Raw genomic sequence first — 17,102 nt, forward strand, 5'->3', positions numbered from 1 at the left:
CTTGCCGTTATAATCTATTGGCGAGCTCGTGATTAAAGAAAAAGAGATGCTAGCCGAGCCTGTCTTCTATTACTATACGATGAGAAGGGGCATGTTTAGACCTATAGATTCGTATATATGCATAGAAAGAGGAGGGTGGATTCATGAAACGACCGATTATCGGGCTTGCGCTGGGCTCCGGGGGTGCCAGAGGGATGGCGCATATCGGGGTTTTATCTAGTCTTGAGAAACAAGGAATTCAGGTGGATATGATCGCAGGAAGCAGTATTGGTGCTCTTGTGGGGAGCTTTTATGCAGCAGGACAAGACGTAGAAAAAATGAAAAAACTTGCACTTGTCTTCAGAAGAAAGTATTATGCTGACTATACACTGCCAAAAATCGGTCTGTTAAAAGGAAATCGAATTTTGCAACTGATTCACACGTTTACATATGGGAAGAATATTGAAGAAATGCGCGTGCCTCTTGCGATTGTCGCCTGTGACCTTCAGACAGGGGAGAAGGTTGTGTTCAAAGAAGGGTCTGTCTCACAAGCAGTCAGGGCAAGCATTAGCATTCCGGGTGTGTTTGTTCCGCATGAAATAGGCGGCAGGCAATTGGTGGATGGAGCGGTAGTGGACCGCATTCCTGTTTCTGTTCTCAAAGAAATGGGGGCAGATCTCATTATCGCCTCTGATGTATCAAGGGTGAAAAAAACAGAAAAGGCAACGAGATTATCGGATGTCATTATGCAAAGTTTGGACATCCTTCAAAATGAATTGGTTCGTCACCAAACCATTCATGCAGATCTCATGATTCGGCCGAAGCTCGAGACCTTTAGCTCTAGTGCGTTTACACAGGTTCAAGAAATGATTGAAGCAGGTGAACTCGCCGCCGACCAACTAAAAGAAAAACTGAAAGATGTCATTGATAAATGGGAGTGTTAATCGAATGAAAAAATTAAATATTCGCTGGCTCAGCTTTTTTGCTGTTGTTCTAGTCTTATTTGGCTTAACTTTTGTGAAACTGCCCTATTACGTCACAAAGCCAGGTGATGCAACAGAAATTGCGCCACACATTCAAGTAGACGGAGGATATGGCGAGAAAGGCAGCTTTTCTCTTATGACCATTAAAGTAGGTCCAGCCAATCCATATACGTATTTACTTGCAAAAATGAACAAGTATGACGAAATCGTTCCAGAAGAAAATATTAAAGCGGACGGAGAGTCTGATGAGGATTATATGAAACGGCAGCTGCAGCTCATGAAAAGTTCTCAAGAAAATGCAATGATTGCCGCTTATACAAAAGCGGGGAAAAAAGTAGATTATACGTTTAATGGGGTATATGCGAGCTATGTGATGAAAGGAATGCCTGCATATGGGAAGATTGAAGTTGGCGATAAGATCAAAAGCGTCGACGGCCATACATATGAGTCAGCAGATAAAATGGTTTCGTATATCAGCAGTAAAAAAGCAGGCACGACTGTCCGTTTTGTACTTGAACGTAATGGCAAAGAAATTACGCAGAACGTGACGTTAAAACCATTTAAAGAAGAGCCAAAACGAGTGGGAATTGGCGTATCACTATTTACAGACCGTCATGTGAAAGTGTCTCCTTCTGTGAAAGTGGATATTGAAAACATCGGCGGTCCATCGGCTGGTTTAATGATGTCACTTGAAATTTACAATCAGCTGACAAAAGAAGATGAAACACATGGCTATGCGATCGCAGGAACTGGAACGATTGATGCAGATGGTACAGTCGGACCGATTGGCGGAATTGATCAAAAGGTTGTTGCAGCAGACAAAGCAGGGAAAGACATCTTCTTTGCACCGAATGATAAAGGTGACCCAAACTCTGACTACAAAAATGCAGTCAAAACAGCAAAAGATATTAAAAGTGATATGAAAATCGTTCCTGTGGATACCATGCAGGACGCACTAAACTATTTAAACAAATTAAAAGAGAAAGCATCATAAAAAAGAGCAGCCTGACTTGCAGGCTGCTTTTTTTCTATCGAGATGAAAAGAGTCCGCTCTCTTCATCATATCGAATCGGTGATGTTTTAAACTCTGCTTTTGTTAACTCTGTTTGCATGGGTTCACAGATGGGAAGGCTAAACACCCTTGAAGCGCGAATATCAAGATCAAGGGCGGGATGTGAAAAGGAAGACAGTTTACTCACAAGTGGTACATCCAACTCTTTTTTTACAAGAGACAAGTACTGTTGTCCTTTCCTTGTCATTCCAAGTAAACGAATATAGGGCGCTTTTTTCTCTTCAAGCAGCTCGTGCATCGTCTTTTTCTTCATGTTCATTAATAGATGCGTATTCATCCGCTGTAACCTTGTCCACGTATATCGTTTTGTTTTGACAAGTGATAGATACTCATCGTAGGAAGACGCATGTGTTATGGCTTTTTGCATGCGGTGTTCAATGCCTTCTTCAATTTCATAGATGCCCTCTAATTCACTCGTATCCATTGTATGAAAAACATGTTTCAGAAAGCGAAAATAGGCTTCTTGCGTATGTAAAAGACCATATGAAGAATGATAGTCGTGTAATTGCTTTAAAGTAGCGTCTGGTAGGTAGGGCGTGACTTCTTGAAATGAGCTCTGTTCTTTTAATGCTTTTCGGATACTTGTGGCGCTTGCGATTTTTTGGTTGTCAGGCAGTTCTTCATCATGATAATCAGATGCAATTCTTTGAGACGTAAAAGGCTGCATGTGAGGAGCTCTCTCTAAGATGGCTTTAACATAATGAAAGCCTAAAATGTTATTTGGTTTGGACAAATCCAGTAAGTGTTCAGAATGAATGGCCTCTTGAAATGCACCTGCTGCTGCTGCGGGATAACTAAGACCTTCTTTCACCTTTTCTTTTGTTAAAAGATCAATCTCTGCCTTTTTTTCATGCCAAGCGTGTGCTGTGCGCTCAAATGCGTTGATCTCTCCATCCTCACTGCCGAAAAAAAGAGAATGGCATTTTAATGCATCGAGGATGGACACAGCGCCATTGGCGAAGGTTTCTGCCTTTTGTACGGCATATATGTATGGAAGCTCACACACAATGTCTACACCGTTTTGCAGTGCCATTTTTGTACGTGCCCATTTTGAGACGATGGCAGGCTCCCCGCGCTGGAGGAAAGAACCGCTCATGACGGCAATGGCAACATCTGAGGAGGTTTGTTTTTTCGCCTGATTCACATGATAGGCATGCCCATAATGAAATGGATTGTACTCGACAACGACTCCCACTGCTTTCAATAGATGTTCCGCCTTTCTTGCTATGGTTAAATGGTCTGTGCTACAGTAGCATAAGGGAAAAATGAAGACCATTTTTTTCAGTGTAGGCATTCCGAGAACTGATGTCAAACAGCCCTTTGACATCATGAAGGACTGTAAAGAAAAAATATTGACAAATAGCATGATGAAAGCTATAATCATGTTTGTTGCTCTTAGAGGTGATACAATTGAAATGGACAGTTTATCAGTTACATCAAAAAGCTAAAAACAGCTTCGATTTTCATGAGACGGTTGACTTAAATGAACTTACTAGCCTTCATTCAGATATACGTCGCATTTCACCAGTAGAGGTGAAAGGGACTGGAGTGATCGAATCAAAGCAAGTCGCATTTGATTTAACCATCACAGGTGAAATGACATTGCCTTGTTCAAGAACGCTTGTTGATGTAAATTATCCATTTGCGATTTCAACAAAAGAACTATTTGTACTTCATAAGACAGACGATATAGAAGATGAAGACGTATCTGTTGTAGAAGACGATATCATCGACTTAACGCCTATAGTCAAGGAAGAAATTCTTCTTGAAGTGCCCATGCAAATCTTTTGCGACCAAGCTGACGTAAAAGGTGCTGCACCACAGGAAGGGAATGACTGGGCGGTCATTTCGGAAGATGCACATCAAAACCGAATTGATCCTCGTCTGGAAGGCTTGAAGAAGCTCTTAGAAGAAAATAATGAATCTTAACTCTTTAAGGAGGTGGGAATAATGGCTGTACCTTTTAGAAGAACTTCTAAAATGAAAAAAAGATTGCGTCGTACGCATTTCAAACTACAAGTACCTGGTATGGTAGCTTGCCCAGAATGCGGTGAAATGAAAATTTCTCATCGTGTCTGCAAATCTTGCGGAACATACAAAGGCAAAGACGTAAAAAGCAACTAATGCTTGATAAAAAAACGTGAGGGAATCTTCCCTTGCGTTTTTTTATTGATCTATTTTTTAGGTTTCTCTCCTGCAAATAGTCTATCTACTCTAGTAAGCGCATATGATGTGGTATTCAGATTCAGGGGGGATGATGAGTTGACGATTACACGGCAGGACGCATGGACACAAGATGAAGATTTACTTTTAGCAGAAGTTGTTTTAAGGCATATCCGAGATGGGGGTACCCAGCTTTCAGCATTTGAAGAGGTTGGAAAAGCATTGTCAAGAACAGCAGCAGCATGTGGATTCAGGTGGAATTCTTACGTCAGAAAGCAGTACCAGGCAGGCATTGAGCTTGCCAAAAAACAGCGAAAAGAACTGCGTAAAAAAATTGGTATCCATTCTTCGGGTTTACCGCAGCATGCGTTCACCATAGAAGAGAAGGCATCTTCTGATCAGACTGAACTGACGCTTCGAGAAGTAATTCGGTTTCTAGAGCAGCTTGAGAAAGAACCATCTGGTCCAGCTTATTTACGGGAGGAGCTTAAAGATGCACAGCATCAATTAAAATCACTCACCGAAGAAAATGAACAGCTGAAACGTCAATTAAAAATGACAGAAGAAGATTACCGGGCACTTATTGGTATTGTTGAAAGAGTCAAACAGAATATCAGCTTAAAAGATTACGCAAAATAAGAAAACGCCCCTCACAGATGGAAAGAGGGGCGTTTTCTTAATGATTAAAATGATTAAGCGGACTCACCTGTGTTCTTTTGAATATGTGCCGGCTCCCAAATGAGTGGGTTTTCTCCTTTATCGCGTTCCATATCATATTTCACCGCTTCAAAGCCCATTTTATCCCAAAAACCGGCAGATTTGACGCGTGGATTCGTTCGAATTGGAAGGCCAAAAGATTTTGCGAAATCAACAAGTGCTTCGCCGTAACCTTTACGCTGATATCCTGGCAACACTTCTAGCTTCCACAGCTCTAGATAATCATGATTATGGTCAAAATACGTCGTCGTCGAGCCATCTACTTGATAGAGGCTCATACGTGCCACAAGCTTATCTCCAAAGTAAATCCCATAAAATGGAGAGTTGCTGTCATTTTCAATCATATTACTTTCTAGGTCTTCAAGCATGGAAAGTTCTTGTATGCCATATTCCTTAAATTGTTTAAATTCCTCTAATGTTTTGTAGTTAATCAGAAGACGTTTTACTTGTGTCATGTGATCTTCCCCCTTACACACATAATGTCGACAGTGATGTCATTGAAGGCGTTTTCATCCCATCCGCCTAAAAAAGTTTTTACACTTATTATTATAGTTTTTTAATTAAAAAAATTCAATCATAGCGCGTTATCTGCTTTTTGCATCGTAGCACGAAACTGGTAAAATAGTTGATAACATGAAGTAAACAGAAAAAGGGAAGTGCGGCAATTGAAAATTGGAATCATTGGCGGTGGTGCGATTGGTCTGCTTTGTGCCAGTTATTTATCAGAACATCATGACATCACCGTCTTTACAAGAAGGAAACAGCAGGCAGAAGAAATTCGAGCATTAGGCATTGAACGAATGGTAAGAGGGGAAACCATTCAATCAGCTGTTGGGGCCGATACGGGGGTCAAAGGAATATTTGATTTGCTGATTGTGACAGTGAAGTATCATCATCTGCAAGATGTTCTAGGGGAATTATCGGGACTGCCTCGTCATCGGATCTTATTTTTGCAGAACGGAATGGCCCACCTCGTCGATTTAAAGAACTGGAAAACGGCACATCAGTTATATATTGGTGTAGTAGAGCATGGCGCAATGAAGGTGTCTGATCGCGCAGTAAACCATACAGGAATTGGTGTCATCAAGTGGGGAGCATTTCTGCATGAGGAAAAAGAACCTATGGGTAGTGAACTATCAACGTGCGATTTTCAAATGGTTTATACAGATGAATGGAAGAAAGTACTGGAGGAAAAGCTGCTCGTCAATGTGTGTATTAATCCGTTGACGGCTCTATTACATGTGAATAATGGGGAATTGGTATCGAACCCATCATATGAACATATGATGACATGTGCATTTGAAGAAGCGGTTTCCATTCTAGGGTTGCTTGAGAAAGATCGTCTATGGGCTCATGTGAAATCAATTTGCCATCAAACGGCTGCCAATCAATCGTCAATGCTACAAGATATCGTCAAAGGCCGCCAAACTGAAAGAAAAGCAATCATTGGCTACCTTTTAAAAAAAGCTCAAGGTCAAGGGATGACGCCGCCATTCCTCACTTTCTTGAATAGAAGCTTGGAAGTATTGGAAAAAAAGCAAACAAAATCTTTTGAGTGAGCTCATTTACATGCTATACTTTTTTCGGGAAACTAACTATTTATTGAAGAAAGGAAGTTCTAAACATGCAATTGACTGAACTTTCCATCCGAAGTCAGAATTTATTCATACGTGATTATATAGAAGAAAAAAAAGAGATGACTGCTTTTTTTGATTATGATATACATTCTGAGCACACATGGAAAAAGAGATACGACGATCTCATGGAAAGGAGCTTCCCGCGCGAGGCTTTAGCGGATTATATGAGCGCATATCATGCAAAATTTGATTCGGCTGCGATGCGTGAGAATATTGAGAAGATACGTGATGAACGGAGCGTCATGGTGGTTGGAGGACAGCAGGCAGGCCTACTGACAGGTCCGCTTTATACCATACATAAAATCATTTCCATTATTCAGTTTGCCAAAGAAAAAGAATCAGAGCTTGGCGTTCCTGTTATTCCGGTCTTTTGGGTAGCGGGTGAAGATCACGACGTAGACGAAATTAACTTTGTGTACACGTCTGGCGAAAAAGGCCCAGTCAAACAAAAGCTTCCATTACATCATGTGAAAAAAACAGCTGCGAAAAGAACACCTCTCCACCAAGAGAAAACAGAGAGATGGCTTCGTGATGTATTTTCAACCTATGAGGAATCTGCTTACACAAATGACTTGTTTGATCAGCTTCTTCGATGTTTACGCAAATCAGAAACGTTTACTGATTTCTTTGAGTGGATTGTTTGCGATCTATTTGAAGAAGATGGACTGCTGTTATTGAATTCAGGAGACTTCGGCGTGAAGCCACTTGAACGTACGTTATTCAAGCAAATTGTGGAGTCGAGTGATGCGATCGTGGCTCACTTAAATAACACGCAGGCTGCCATGGAACAAGCGGGGTATCAGCCGATTATTGAAGCTGGTGACCATCAAGCCAACTTGTTTTACGAATATGATGATGAGCGTTTCCTCATTGAACAAGAGAATGGCCAATTTTCTATATCTGAAGTGGGGCTTACTTGGACAAAAGATGAGCTTTTGCAGGAAGTCGAGGAGCACCCAGAGCGGTTTAGCAATAATGTGGTGACCCGTCCATTGATGCAGGAAACCCTTCTTCCAACGCTTGCTTTTATGGCTGGACACGGTGAAGTGAACTATTGGGGTGAGCTGAAAGGCATCTTCGAGTACTTCGATGTCAAAATGGCACCCGTTCTTCCAAGATTGCACGTCACCATTCTTGAAAGGCATATTGATAAGAAGCTGCCGATAAGAGAATTGTCGGTTGAAGAAGTGCTGACAAAAGGCGTGAAAGAAAAGAAGGATGCGCACTTTCAGCAAAGTCTCCCAGACAGCTTCGTTCAATCGGTTCAACATGCCAAACGTGAATTAGCGAATGTTCACGAGGCAATGAGACAAGAAGCGCTAGAGATCGAACCAAGCTTTGAACAGCTATTAGATAAAAATGCCAAATTTATAGAAGACCAGCTTCAATTTGTTTATCAAAAGGTTGCAAAGCGTGTGGAAGAGAAGGAAGGATACATCCTTCGAGATTTTGAACGGATTGAAAATAGCTTAAAACCACTCGAAGCACCACAAGAAAGAATTTGGAATATCATGTACTTTTTAAACAAATATGGTCCAGAATTCTTCAAAACGTTCAAAAATCTGCCATTTTCATTTCAAAACAAGCAACAAATTGTCAAACTTTGAAATAAAGTTTTAATGAACCCTGACTAGTTCAGGGTTTTTTTTTATGTAGAAACAGTGTAAAATAAGTTTTGTGGAGAGAAGTGGTGGATAGTGGAGAGTATAGGTGAGAAAGTGGGGCTCTGATGATCATGTTCATGGGTGAATACCAACATACGATTGATACAAAAGGGCGCATGATCATCCCTGCTAAATTTAGAGACGGTCTCGGAGAACAGTTTGTGCTGACGAGAGGGCTTGATCAATGTTTATTTGGCTACCCTATGAGTGAGTGGAAACTAATTGAAGAGAAACTCAAAGCACTGCCGCTAACGAAAAAAGATGCACGTGCGTTTACCCGGTTCTTCTTCTCCGGCGCAGTTGAATGTGATCTGGACAAGCAGGGGCGCATTAACATCGCATCCAACCTACTCCAATATGCAAAACTCGAAAAAGAATGTGTGGTCATCGGCGTTTCAAATCGAATTGAGTTGTGGAGTAAGTCGATCTGGGAACAATATACAGAAGAGCAAGAAGATTCTTTTGCTGAAATTGCTGAAAACATGATTGGATTTGATATATAATAATCCCTTGTGCAGCAAGCTTTCTACACATTCATTTCTATTTGAAAAAGGTGGGACCATATCATCATGTTTCAACATGAGACAGTATTATTAAAAGAAACAGTTGACGGTTTAAACGTCAAAGAAGACGGTACATATGTGGACTGCACGCTAGGCGGCGCAGGTCATAGCTCATATTTACTATCTCAATTATCAGAAAAAGGTACATTAATTGGGTTTGACCAAGACGATGCTGCACTGGATCATGCACGAGAGAAGCTCGCACATGTTAAAGCGAACATTCTTTTCATAAAAAGCAACTTCCGATATTTAAAAGAACGTCTGAATGAACAAGGAATTACAAGCGTAGACGGTGTGATTTTTGACCTTGGGGTTTCATCACCTCAGCTTGACACACCAGAGAGAGGCTTTAGTTATCACCATGATGCACCTCTTGACATGCGAATGGATCAAACCGCTGCTTTGTCGGCAAAACAAGTGGTGAATGAATGGCCATTTGAAGATCTAGTTCGGATTTTCTACAAATATGGGGAAGAAAAGTTCAGCAAGCAAATCGCACGCAAAATTGAAGAAGCCAGAAAAAAAGCGCCAATTGAAACAACAGGAGAGCTTGTCGACATTATTAAAGAAGGAATTCCCGCACCTGCAAGACGAAAAGGCGGACATCCAGCGAAAAGAGTATTTCAAGCGATCCGAATTGCCGTAAATGATGAATTGAAAGTATTTGAAGAAGCACTAGAACAAGCAATAGAGTTACTCAATCCGAAGGGGAGAATTTCTGTCATTACATTCCATTCACTTGAAGATCGGATTTGTAAAAGTACATTTAAAGAAATGTCTTCTCTTCCAGAACTTCCGCACGGACTGCCAGTAATTCCAGAAGGACTTGAACCAAAACTGAAGCTGATCACGAGAAAACCAATCGTTGCATCAGAACAAGAGCTGGAATATAACAACCGTGCCCGTTCAGCGAAGCTCCGAATTGCAGAAAAAAAGTAAACGACACCATAGATGATGATAAAAAGGAGGTTTCTTATGAGTAATTTGGCTTACCAAAGAGAAGTAAAGCAACATCAAACCGAGCAACAAGGTCAATCGGTTGTGATTAGAAGAAGAGGTTCTATTACACTTGGTGAAAAAATCTTACTTGTCATGTTTGTCATGGCTCTCATGTGCAGCTCGATCCTCATTATTTCTAAAGCCTTTGCTGTTTATCACGCAAATATCGAAGTGCAGAAGCTAGAACAGCAAGTGTCTTTAGAATCGAAAAAGATCACTGAACTGCAAAAGCAAAAAGATTTACTAAGTGAACCAGAGAGAATCATTGAAGCCGCTAAAAAAGCAGGCTTAAGCATGTCGAAAGATGTTAAGAAGGTCGATTAACATGGCGATGCCTAAAAAGAATAAAATGATGAACAGAGGCGCGGCAATTGCGAGTATTTGCTTCGCCCTGTTTTTCTTTATCATCCTTGCACGTTTTATTTATATTCAGATTACGGGAACCGTCGATGGACAAGTGTTAGCTGCAAAAGCCAATGAACAATATCAATCGAAAAAAACACTTGAAGCCAAAAGAGGGTCCATTTTAGACAGAAACGGAAATGTGATTGCAGAAGATACATCTGTGTATAAACTGATTGCGATCATGAGCAAGAAAATGACGGTCGATCCAAAGCATCCGATGCATGTCGTTGACAAAGAAAAGACAGCAAAAGAGCTGTCAAAAGTCATTGATATGAGTGAGAGTGAAATTTTAAAGCGTCTGAATACAAAGGATGCGTTCCAAGTCGAGTTTGGTAAAGCCGGAAAGGATATTAGTTTTTCAACTAAGGAAAAAATTGAAAAGCTAAAACTTCCTGGGATCGCCTTTGAAAAAGATACAAAGAGGTATTATCCAAACGGCATGTTTGCTTCGAACTTAATCGGTTATGCTAGATTAGATGAAGCCACCAAGGACATGTCAGGCGCAATGGGTCTAGAAAAGGCTCTGAATAAATATTTAAAAGAAAAAGATGGCTATGTAACGTATAACAGCGACAGAAGCGGATGGGCACTTCCGAATAGTAAAGAAGACATCGTTGCCCCAAAAGACGGGAAAAACGTCACACTGACCATCGACCAAAAAATTCAAGCATTTCTTGAAGAAAGTATGACGCAGGTCGCTAAAAAATATAAGCCGAAGAAAATCATTGCGACAGTCGTTGATCCGAAAACTGGAAGAGTTCTTGCAATGGGACAGCGGCCAAGCTTTAATTTAAATGAACTCGACATTACGAATTATAACAACGATGTCATTTCTTACGCATTTGAACCAGGTTCAACGATGAAAATTTTTACACTTGCTGCTGCTATCCAAGAAGGAGTGTACCAAGGCAGTGACAAGTATCAGTCTGGTACTTATAAAGTAGGCGGCGGTCTTGTAAGAGACCATAACAACGGAAATGGCTGGGGAAAAATTGATTTTCATGAAGGTGTTCTACGTTCTTCAAACGTAGCTTTTGCGAAATTGGCAAAAGAAAAATTAGGTTTCACACGCTATGAACAATACTTGCAAAAATTCCATTTCTATGACAAAACAGGCATAGACTTGCCGAACGAAGCGTCTAGTAAAATCAATTTCAGATACGAATATGACAAAGCATCGACTGCTTATGGTCAGGCGTCAGCGATTACCCCAATTCAGCAAATTGAAGCGGCGACAGCCATTGCAAACGGTGGAACGATGATGAAGCCATATGTAATCGATCATATTACAGACCCGAACACGAACAAAACAATTTTACAGCACGAACCAACAGTAGCAGGAAAACCAATTTCTTCTGATACAGCGAAGCAAGTCCGTGACATTTTAGGTGAGGTCGTTTCCTCAAAAATTGGCACTGGACAGCCATACCAAATCAAAGGTTTTGATGTCGCTGGGAAAACGGGTACAGGACAAATTGGCGGTGCTGGCGGCTACCTTCAAGGGAGAAACGATTACGTCTTTTCATTTATGGGAATGGCACCAAAAGATGATCCGAAGCTGCTCGTTTATGTGGCTGTCCAACAGCCTCAGCTATCTGAAACACAAACGGGCTCTGCCCCTGTTTCAGAAATCTTTAACCCTGTGATGAAAAATAGTTTGCTCTATTTAAATATCGCACCAACAAAAACAGACGATAAAAAATCTGGCAAACAGAAAATAAAACAAGAAACAATGCCGTCATTCCTAGATTTAGAAGTGAAACAGGCAGAAACAGAAGCAAAAAACAAAAAGTTATCACCTGTTGTCATTGGTGACGGTCTATCCATTAAACGCCAATGGCCAAGTGCGGGCTCTGAATTCTCTGAAAGCCAGAAAGTCTTTTTGAAAACAGCAGGGAAAACCATTAAAATGCCTGATATGACAGGCTGGTCCAGAAGGGAAGTTCTTCAATATGCGTCTATTTCAGGTGTGCATATTGAAACAAATGGACAGGGATATGCTGTCAAACAAAGCGTGAAAAGTGGAGCGGAGATTTCAGATAAAGTCGTCACAGTGACCTTCAAAAGTCCAAATTAACTTGAAAACCTAGCAAATCATTTGCTAGGTTTTTTTCTTTTGCTTGAGCGATGGACGAGATCGTTCTATAAAAAGACGAGCCTGCATATGATGAAAACAAGCCATATGTAAGGAGTGAACCGGGCGTGCGAGTGTCAAGTGTAACAGTGAGAAAACGATTGCTTTTCGTGCTGCTGTTTGGGGTGATCATTTTTTTCATCATAGATACTAGATTAGGATATGTGCAGTTTATTATGGGCGAGAAGCTGACAAGTTTAGCGAAAGATTCATGGAGCCGTAACCTCCCATTTGAACCAGAACGAGGAGATATTTTGGACCGAAATGGGGTGGAGCTTGCGACGAACAAAAGTGCTCCCTCTATTTTAGTCGTGCCGCGGCAGGTGAAAGACCCAGCAGAAACAAGCAAAAAATTAGCTGCAGTACTGAATATGTCTGAGGAGAAAGCGTACAAGCATGTCACCAAGAAAACGTCTATAGAACGAATTTCCCCAGAGGGGAGAAAAGTATCTCATGAAAAAGCAAAAGAAGTCAGAGAACTTGATTTAGATGGAGTCTATGTAGCAGAAGACAGCATCAGACATTACCCGTTTGGAAGTTTCTTATCTCATGTATTGGGTTTTGCTGGAATTGATAATCAAGGCTTACTTGGACTAGAAGCGTACTATGATGATGACTTAAAAGGTGAAAAAGGCTCTGTGAAATTTTATTCTGATGCAAAAGGGAAGAAAATGCCAGATGAAGCAGATGATTATACACCGCCTAAAGATGGGCTTGATATGAAATTAACAGTTGATTCAAAAGTGCAAACCATCATCGAACGAGAACTAGACAATGCTCAGGCAAAATATAACCCAGATGGCATGATTGCCATTGCCATGAATCCGAAAAATGGTGAGGTGCTGGGAATGTCGAGCAGACCTGACTTTGATCCGGCTGACTATCAATCAGTTGATTCAAAAGTATTTAACCGAAACTTACCGGTGTGGAGCACATATGAGCCAGGATCGACGTTTAAAATCATTACACTGGCAGCTGCCCTGGAAGAAAATAAAGTAAATTTAAAACGTGATCAATTCTTTGACAGCGGATCTGTGACAGTGGATGGCGCAAGGCTCAGATGCTGGAAAAAGGGAGGACATGGATCACAGTCGTTTCTAGAAGTGGTACAAAACTCTTGTAACCCAGGATTCGTCGAGCTAGGCGACCGTCTTGGAAAAGATAAACTATTTTCTTATATTAAAAATTTCGGCTTTGGTCAAAAGACAGGCATCGACCTTCAAGGAGAAGGTAGAGGAATTTTGTTCCCGCTTGATCGTGTTGGTCCTGTAGAACAGGCAACAACAGCCTTTGGTCAAGGTGTATCTGTTACGCCGATTCAACAAGTAGCTGCAGTGGCAGCCGCAGTAAATGGAGGAACGCTTTACACGCCGTATATTGCAAAAGAATGGATCGATCCAATTACAAAAGAGGTAGTTAAAAAGCAATCACCAATTGCCAAGAAGAAAGTCATTTCAGCGGAGACGTCTAAAGAAATCAGGTATGCCCTTGAAAGTGTAGTCGCTCAAGGAACTGGCCGGAATGCATTCGTTGAAGGATATCGGGTGGGCGGAAAAACAGGAACAGCACAGAAAGTAAAAGACGGAAAGTACATGGAAAATAACCACATTGTGTCATTTATCGGGTTTGCACCTGCGGATGATCCAAGCATTGTTGTATATGTAGCAGTAGATAACCCAAAAGGCACGATTCAATTTGGTGGGACAGTAGCCGCACCTATTGTGGGCCATATTATGCGAGACAGTCTGCCTGAAATGGGCGTGAAAAAAAGAAAAGGACAAATTGAAAAGAAGTACCAATGGCTGGACACAAAAACCATTGAGGTACCGAATCTTGTAGGAGGATCTGTTTCTGACCTTGAATCACTCCTGATTAATTTAAAGATTGATGCTTCAGGAACTGGCAGTAAAGTGGTGAAGCAATCGCCTGCTGCCGGCACAAAGGTTAAAGAAGGTTCCACGATCCGATTATACTTAAATGATGAATAATAAAGAATGAACAGAGGGTAGCCGCACTCATTCGGCTGCCTCTTTTTGTTGAAAGAGAAGGGTCGCTTAAAAAAAAGAGCATAAAGTGTGCTTTTTCCAAGAGAAACTTAAGGAATACGCTGGATGTATCCTTTTTTTTACGATAAAATATAGACTGTGTGTTTTTTTCACAAGACATGCACGTGAACGAATTTGAGAGGTTTGATATGAAATGAAATTACAAGAACTCCTTACATACTTTAAAAGTGAAAACAGTGAACTGATAAACGAAAATCCGGAGATTACTTCCATTGAAATGGATTCAAGAGAAGTGAAAAAAGGGAGTCTTTTTGTCTGTATAAAAGGCTATACAGTAGATGGACATGATTACGCTGAAAAAGCTGTGAAAAGCGGGGCTGCAGCGATTGTAGCAGAACACCCACTTCACCTAACAGATGTACCAGTCATTATTGTAAAACACTCTCAAAGAGCACTTGCAAGAATGGCAGATGCTTTTTACGAACAGCCAACTCATAAACTCAATCTAATTGGTATTACAGGAACGAACGGGAAAACGTCTACAACACACATGATTGAGCAAATCATGAGAAAAGCCGATAAAAAAACAGGTTTAATCGGTACGATGTATATGAAGGTAAACGATGAAATTCTCGAAGTGAAAAACACAACACCTGAGAGTGTCACGCTTCAGAAGACCTTTAAGCAGATGCTTGATCAAGACGTAGATACGGCCATTATGGAAGTATCATCACATGCTTTGCATCTTGGGCGTGTTCATGGATGTGATTATGATATTGCCGTCTTTACAAATCTTACCCAAGATCATCTGGACTACCACAACACAATGGAAGAATATAAACATGCGAAAAGCTTGCTCTTTTCCCAGCTCGGAAGTGCCTTTCAGCACGATAAGCCGAAGCATGCCATTTTAAATGCAGATGATGAAGCGTCTAATTATTTTGAAAAAGTCACAGCAGCTGAAATTATGACGTATGGCTTAGAGCAAGAATCAGATGTAATGGCAAAGAACATTCAAATCAAACCAAAGGGAACACAATTTGATTTGATCACCCCAATCGGCACAAAAAATGTGACGGTTGCCCTTATTGGGAAATTCAATGTGTATAACATTCTAGCAGCTGTATCAGTAGGAATTGTATCAGGCTTAACGTTTGAAACGATCGTTAGTGCCATTGAAGAACTTGAGGGAGTCAAAGGAAGATTCGAACTTGTGAATTTTGATCAAGACTTCCCAGTCATCGTTGATTATGCGCACACACCTGACAGTTTAGAAAATGTACTGACTACGTGTAGAGAATTAACAGAAGGTAGAATTTTCTGTGTAGTTGGCTGCGGGGGCGACCGTGATAAAACCAAGCGCCCTCAGATGGCCCAAATCGCTGTGAAATATGCAGATGAGCCTGTTTTCACATCAGATAATCCAAGAAGTGAAGATCCATCAGCCATTTTGAAAGACATGGAAAATGGCGTGCCAAACGCCTATTATCACAGCTTTGTGAACCGGAAACAGGCCATCTTTTTTGCCATTGCTAATGCAAAAAAGGGCGATACAGTCTTAATAGCTGGAAAAGGCCATGAGACGTACCAAATCATTGGTGATCAAGTCTATGACTTTGATGATGCCAAGGTGGCAGCGGACGCTATTTTAGATCTAAACAAATCTTAAAAATGATGAAAAGAGTGTAATGAAATGAAGCATTTTGTACAAAAACAACATACGAAAGACACGAATGAATATCATAATAATGAATGCTATTTTCTAATGGAAAACGGCTTTGGAAATTCGGAAGGAGTAAAGAACAATGCTTGAACAGGTGATATTGTTTACAATCATAATGGGATTTTTAATCAGTGTTCTTTTATCCCCGATTTTTATTCCGTTTTTAAGAAGACTTAAATTTGGTCAAAGTATTAGAGAAGAAGGACCTCAGTCTCACCAAAAGAAATCTGGTACCCCAACAATGGGCGGAATTATGATTATCTTTTCTATTACAATTACAACGATCGTAATGATTAACAAATTCTCTGAGATTAGTCCAGAAATGTTTTTATTGTTATTTGTCACCCTTGGCTACGGATTATTAGGATTTTTAGATGATTATATTAAAGTAGCGATGAAGCGAAATCTTGGCTTAACATCGAAACAAAAACTGATCGGGCAAATTGTGATTGCTGTGATTTTCTATGCAGTCTTCCATTATTATGAGTTTGCAACGACTATTCGCATTCCAGGAACAGATGTCAGCTTTGACTTAGGATGGGCATACTTTATCCTCGTCGTTTTCATGCTTGTCGGTGGTTCTAATGCGGTAAACCTTACGGATGGACTTGATGGTTTATTATCTGGAACAGCTGCTATTGCATTCGGAGCTTTTGCTATATTGGCTTGGAATCAATCTCAGTATGATGTGGCGATCTTTTCGGTAGCAGTAGCAGGCGCTGTCCTTGGGTTCCTTGTCTTTAATGCGCATCCTGCAAAAGTATTTATGGGTGATACGGGATCGCTTGCTTTAGGCGGTGCCATAGTGGCCATTGCCATTTTAACGAAACTTGAGATTTTACTCGTCATTATTGGAGGAGTATTTGTTGTTGAAACGTTATCCGTTATCCTTCAAGTCATCTCCTTCAAAACAACTGGAAAAAGAATCTTTAAGATGAGCCCGCTTCACCACCACTATGAGTTAGTTGGCTGGTCTGAGTGGAGAGTAGTTGTCACCTTCTGGACAGCTGGTTTATTGCTTGCTGTTTTAGGAATTTACATCGAGGTGTGGTTATAA

At 40.8% G+C, this 17,102-nt stretch carries 16 protein-coding genes; 14 read left to right on the forward strand and 2 right to left on the reverse strand.

The genetic code is table 11. The features are described from left to right. Positions 1–143: 143 nt before the first annotated feature. Both M2369_RS10600 and M2369_RS10605 read left to right on the forward strand, forming a co-directional pair. Complete coding sequence (locus M2369_RS10600) at positions 144–923, forward strand: patatin-like phospholipase family protein (RefSeq protein ID WP_007499796.1); 780 nt, start codon at positions 144–146, stop codon at positions 921–923. A gap of 4 nt (positions 924–927) precedes the next feature. Continuing rightward, on the forward strand, positions 928–1,956 hold the full coding sequence (locus M2369_RS10605) for a SepM family pheromone-processing serine protease (RefSeq protein ID WP_017359372.1): 1,029 nt from the start codon (positions 928–930) through the stop codon (positions 1,954–1,956). A gap of 34 nt (positions 1,957–1,990) precedes the next feature. On the opposite strand, the gene M2369_RS10610 is transcribed toward M2369_RS10605, so the two are convergent. Beyond that, positions 1,991–3,238: a nucleotidyltransferase gene (locus M2369_RS10610; protein ID WP_396126110.1), complete on the reverse strand. Its 1,248-nt coding sequence runs from the start codon at positions 3,236–3,238 to the stop codon at positions 1,991–1,993. A gap of 206 nt (positions 3,239–3,444) precedes the next feature. Between M2369_RS10610 and M2369_RS10615 the strand changes: the two genes are divergently transcribed. From M2369_RS10615 to gerR, 3 genes are all read left to right on the forward strand, one after another. Next, the gene (locus M2369_RS10615; protein ID WP_008345010.1) at positions 3,445–3,963 is read left to right on the forward strand and encodes a YceD family protein; all 519 of its coding nucleotides are present in this window, start codon (positions 3,445–3,447) and stop codon (positions 3,961–3,963) included. A 21-nt stretch (positions 3,964–3,984) separates the two neighbouring features. Continuing rightward, positions 3,985–4,158, forward strand: coding sequence for a 50S ribosomal protein L32 (rpmF, locus tag M2369_RS10620; RefSeq protein WP_008354700.1), 174 nt, complete (start codon positions 3,985–3,987; stop codon positions 4,156–4,158). 138 nt (positions 4,159–4,296) lie between these two features. After that, the gene (gene gerR, locus M2369_RS10625) at positions 4,297–4,836 is read left to right on the forward strand and encodes a sporulation-specific transcriptional regulator GerR (RefSeq protein WP_017359370.1); all 540 of its coding nucleotides are present in this window, start codon (positions 4,297–4,299) and stop codon (positions 4,834–4,836) included. A gap of 53 nt (positions 4,837–4,889) precedes the next feature. Here gerR and M2369_RS10630 read toward each other — a convergent pair whose 3' ends face one another. After that, entirely contained in the window at positions 4,890–5,369 is a 480-nt protein-coding gene (locus M2369_RS10630) for an N-acetyltransferase (RefSeq protein WP_007499784.1), read from the reverse strand. A 210-nt stretch (positions 5,370–5,579) separates the two neighbouring features. On the opposite strand from M2369_RS10630, the gene M2369_RS10635 reads away from it, so the two are divergent. The 9 genes from M2369_RS10635 to mraY all read left to right on the forward strand — a co-directional run bounded on the left by M2369_RS10635 (position 5,580) and on the right by mraY (position 17,102). Beyond that, positions 5,580–6,473: a 2-dehydropantoate 2-reductase gene (locus M2369_RS10635; RefSeq protein ID WP_073413397.1), complete on the forward strand. Its 894-nt coding sequence runs from the start codon at positions 5,580–5,582 to the stop codon at positions 6,471–6,473. Between the two features lie 65 nt (positions 6,474–6,538). Then, positions 6,539–8,158: a bacillithiol biosynthesis cysteine-adding enzyme BshC gene (gene bshC, locus M2369_RS10640; protein ID WP_058337376.1), complete on the forward strand. Its 1,620-nt coding sequence runs from the start codon at positions 6,539–6,541 to the stop codon at positions 8,156–8,158. A gap of 128 nt (positions 8,159–8,286) precedes the next feature. Continuing rightward, on the forward strand, positions 8,287–8,718 hold the full coding sequence (gene mraZ, locus M2369_RS10645; RefSeq protein WP_003211163.1) for a division/cell wall cluster transcriptional repressor MraZ: 432 nt from the start codon (positions 8,287–8,289) through the stop codon (positions 8,716–8,718). 66 nt (positions 8,719–8,784) lie between these two features. Continuing rightward, on the forward strand, positions 8,785–9,717 hold the full coding sequence (gene rsmH / locus M2369_RS10650; RefSeq protein WP_007499781.1) for a 16S rRNA (cytosine(1402)-N(4))-methyltransferase RsmH: 933 nt from the start codon (positions 8,785–8,787) through the stop codon (positions 9,715–9,717). A gap of 36 nt (positions 9,718–9,753) precedes the next feature. Next, on the forward strand, positions 9,754–10,101 hold the full coding sequence (gene ftsL / locus M2369_RS10655; RefSeq protein ID WP_025207292.1) for a cell division protein FtsL: 348 nt from the start codon (positions 9,754–9,756) through the stop codon (positions 10,099–10,101). Between the two features lie 7 nt (positions 10,102–10,108). Beyond that, the gene (locus M2369_RS10660; protein WP_045034300.1) at positions 10,109–12,259 is read left to right on the forward strand and encodes a penicillin-binding protein; all 2,151 of its coding nucleotides are present in this window, start codon (positions 10,109–10,111) and stop codon (positions 12,257–12,259) included. A 125-nt stretch (positions 12,260–12,384) separates the two neighbouring features. Continuing rightward, positions 12,385–14,304 carry a stage V sporulation protein D gene (locus M2369_RS10665; protein ID WP_259254159.1) on the forward strand — a complete coding sequence of 640 codons (1,920 nt, stop codon included), beginning with the start codon at positions 12,385–12,387 and terminating at the stop codon, positions 14,302–14,304. A gap of 211 nt (positions 14,305–14,515) precedes the next feature. Beyond that, positions 14,516–15,991: a UDP-N-acetylmuramoyl-L-alanyl-D-glutamate--2,6-diaminopimelate ligase gene (locus M2369_RS10670; RefSeq protein WP_259254161.1), complete on the forward strand. Its 1,476-nt coding sequence runs from the start codon at positions 14,516–14,518 to the stop codon at positions 15,989–15,991. A gap of 136 nt (positions 15,992–16,127) precedes the next feature. After that, positions 16,128–17,102: a phospho-N-acetylmuramoyl-pentapeptide-transferase gene (gene mraY, locus M2369_RS10675; protein ID WP_007499771.1), complete on the forward strand. Its 975-nt coding sequence runs from the start codon at positions 16,128–16,130 to the stop codon at positions 17,100–17,102.

Origin of the sequence: Bacillus sp. JUb11 (assembly GCF_024807925.1) — a bacterium.
In the GTDB taxonomy this organism is placed as follows: domain Bacteria; phylum Bacillota; class Bacilli; order Bacillales; family Bacillaceae; genus Bacillus; species Bacillus altitudinis.